The 2,797-nt window shown below is 74.9% G+C and carries 3 protein-coding genes; 2 read left to right on the plus strand and 1 reads right to left on the minus strand.

Annotated features, from left to right (window positions below; genetic code table 11):
* The first annotated feature begins 199 nt into the window (after positions 1–199).
* The gene (locus CCN33_RS18470) at positions 200–1,273 is read left to right on the plus strand and encodes a S1C family serine protease (protein WP_086694687.1); all 1,074 of its coding nucleotides are present in this window, start codon (positions 200–202) and stop codon (positions 1,271–1,273) included.
* A 48-nt stretch (positions 1,274–1,321) separates the two neighbouring features.
* Here the strand turns inward: CCN33_RS18470 and CCN33_RS18475 are convergent, their stop codons facing one another.
* The gene (locus tag CCN33_RS18475; protein ID WP_086694688.1) at positions 1,322–1,534 is read right to left on the minus strand and encodes a hypothetical protein; all 213 of its coding nucleotides are present in this window, start codon (positions 1,532–1,534) and stop codon (positions 1,322–1,324) included.
* 133 nt (positions 1,535–1,667) lie between these two features.
* Here CCN33_RS18475 and CCN33_RS18480 point away from each other — a divergent pair.
* The coding region (locus tag CCN33_RS18480; protein ID WP_086694689.1) for a bifunctional adenosylcobinamide kinase/adenosylcobinamide-phosphate guanylyltransferase at positions 1,668–2,797 on the plus strand (1,130 nt) is incomplete at its 3' end.

Here is a 2,797-nt window from a genome sequence, read left to right on the forward strand (position 1 = left end):
GGACGTACGTGGGCGATTCGTCCGTGCGGCGAGGTGCCGTGCCAGGGGTCGCGGGCCCGCGAAGATCGGCGAGACATCCCCTAGAGCCCGCCCGGCGATTCGCGTCGTCGCGCGGCGGACGGGAACTGCCGGACCGGCCCTGGTCCCGTTCGGCGGTATCCGGCGGGCCCCTGCCTGTGACCCGTGGGGAGACTCGTCCATGGACGCTTCCCGTATCCGGGCCGGGCGCAGGGGTGCCGTGGCCGTCGTGCTGGTGTGCGCCGCCGTCCTCGTGGGCGGCTGCTCCGACCCGGCGCCCTCGGCCCGGAAGGACGGGCCGCCGACCGCGCAGGCGGCGCTGCCGAGGGCGGCGAACGACCTCCAGGACCAGTACCAGAAGGTCATCAAGGACGTCCTGCCCTCGGTCGTCCAGATCCAGGCGGGGGAGTCCCTCGGTTCGGGCGTGATCTACGACGACAAGGGCCACATCGTCACCAACGCGCACGTGGTCGGGCCGGAGAAGACCTTCCGGGTGACCACGGCCCGCAGCGAGGAACCGCTGACGGCGAGCCTGGTCTACTCCTACCCCGAGCAGGATCTCGCGGTGATCAAGCTGGACAAGGCCCCGGCGGGCCTGCGCCCGGCGGTGTTCGGCGACTCCGACAAGGTGGAGGTCGGCCAGATCGTGCTGGCCATGGGCTCCCCCCTCGGGCTGTCCTCCAGCGTGACCCAGGGCATCGTCTCGGCCACCGGGCGGACCGTCAGCGAGCCCGGCGACGACGAGAGTGCGGGCGCCACGATCCCCAACATGGTGCAGACCTCGGCGGCGATCAATCCGGGCAACAGCGGGGGCGCCCTGGTGAACCTGAACGGCCAGGTCATCGGCATCCCGACGCTGGGCGCGATCGACCCCGGCATGCAGGGCGGGGCGGCGCCGGGCATCGGCTTCGCCATCCCGGCGTCCATGGTGCGTACGGTCGCCGGGCAGATCATCGCCACCGGCAAGGTCACCGACTCGGGCCGGGCCGCGCTGGGCGTCACGGTCCGCACGGTGGTGGACGAGGGCTACCGGCCCGCCGGGGCGGCGGTGGTCACGGTGCAGCGAGGCGGCCCGGCGGCCAAGGCGGGGCTGAAGGCCGGCGATGTGATCACCCGGCTGGGCGCCAGCCCGGTCGACACCACCACGGAACTCGCCGCGGTGCTGGCGGGGAAGAAGCCCGGCGAGAAGGTGACGGTCACCTACGAGCGCGGGGGGTCCCGGCACACGGCGGAGGTGACGCTCGGGGAGCAGTGAGGGCACCCCGACGGGAGCGGGAGGGGTCCCGCCCCCGCCGGACCGGGGCTACGCCGCTTCGGCGTCGAGGCTCATCGGCCCGTAGATCTCGGTGCCCTCCTCGAAGAGGCGCACCTGGTCCGCGCCGCCCTCCAGCAGCGCCTTCCAGTTCTCGCCGACCCAGGACTCGGCGTCGCCCTGCGTGGTGAACTCCTCGGGCTCCACGGCGGGCGGGACCTCCGTCCCGTCGGCCTTCTCGAACCGCCACGTCCAAGCTGTCATGCGGGCCTCCTTCGATCCGACTCCTGCGGAGAGGGTATGCGGTTCACGGGGCGGGCCACAGGACATCGTGGATCATCGACCGCTCAGGTGGCCCGGTGCGCGGCGCTCGCCGGGACAGGTGAAAATCGGTTCCGTGGACGTCACTCTGCTCGGCACCGGTGCCCCCTCGGGACTGCCCCGCCCCGACTGCCCCTGTGCCGTGTGCGCGAGCGCGCTCGGCCCGGACGCGCGGGCGGCCACCGCGCTGCTGGTGGACGGGGCCCTGCTGCTGGACCTGACACCGGGCGCCGCCTTCGCCGCGGCCCGCGCCGGGCACTCGCTGGGCCGGGTCCGCCAGGTGCTCCTCTCCCACCCGCACGACGGGCCCGCCGTGGAGGTCCCCGCCGGACTCCCCCAGCCGGTCCGGGTGCCGGACGGCCGCGAGCTGACCCTGCTGACCGGGCACCGGGTCCGGGCCCTGGCGATGGACGCGGGCGGTACGGGGTACGAGGTGACCGGGCCGGACGGGCTGAAGCTGCTGTACCTCCCGCCGGGCGGCTCCCCGGCGGGCCTGGAGCGGGTGGCGGAGCCGTACCACATGGTGCTGGCCGACGTCGTGGGGCGCCCGGACGCGCTGGCCCGGCTGCGGGCGGCCGGCGGGGTGGGGCCGGCGACCGACATCGTGGCGGTCCACCTGGACCATGACGTGCCGCAGGCGACGGAGTTGCCCCGGCGGCTGGCCGCGGCCGGGGCGCGGACGGTGCCGGACGGGGTGACGCTGGCGGTGGGCGCGTACGACGAGGTCCCGGACGTGCCGCGCCGGACGCTGGTGCTGGGCGGCGCCCGCTCGGGCAAGTCGGTGGAGGCGGAACGGCGTCTGGAGTCCTTCCCGGACGTGGTCTACGCGGCGACCGGCGGCACCCGCGCCGGGGACCGCGAGTGGGCGGACCGGGTCGCCGCGCACCGGGAGCGCCGTCCCGGCTCCTGGCGTACGGCGGAGACGACGGACCTGGTCCCGCTCCTCGCCGAGGACGGCCCGCCCCTCCTCATCGACTGTCTCTCGCTCTGGCTCACCGACGTGATGGACGCGGTCGGCGCCTGGGACGACGCCCAGTGGGCCGACGGCGGTGAGAAGGCGCTGCGCGAACGCGTCCACGAACTGACCCGGGCGGTCCGTGAGACCCCGCGCACGGTCGTCGCCGTCTCCAACGAGGTCGGCTCCGGCATCGTCCCGGCCACCCCCTCGGGCCGCCGCTACCGCGACGAACTGGGCCGCCTGAACGC

This window comes from Streptomyces recifensis (assembly GCF_002154615.1).
GTDB lineage: Bacteria > Actinomycetota > Actinomycetes > Streptomycetales > Streptomycetaceae > Streptomyces > Streptomyces griseoluteus.

Excerpts from the sequence above, each read along its gene's own strand:
- CCN33_RS18475 (WP_086694688.1), bottom strand. The coding sequence starts at position 1,534 with ATGACAGCTTGGACGTGGCGGTTCGAGAAGGCCGACGGGACGGAGGTC.
- CCN33_RS18470 (WP_086694687.1), top strand. The coding sequence starts at position 200 with ATGGACGCTTCCCGTATCCGGGCCGGGCGCAGGGGTGCCGTGGCCGTC.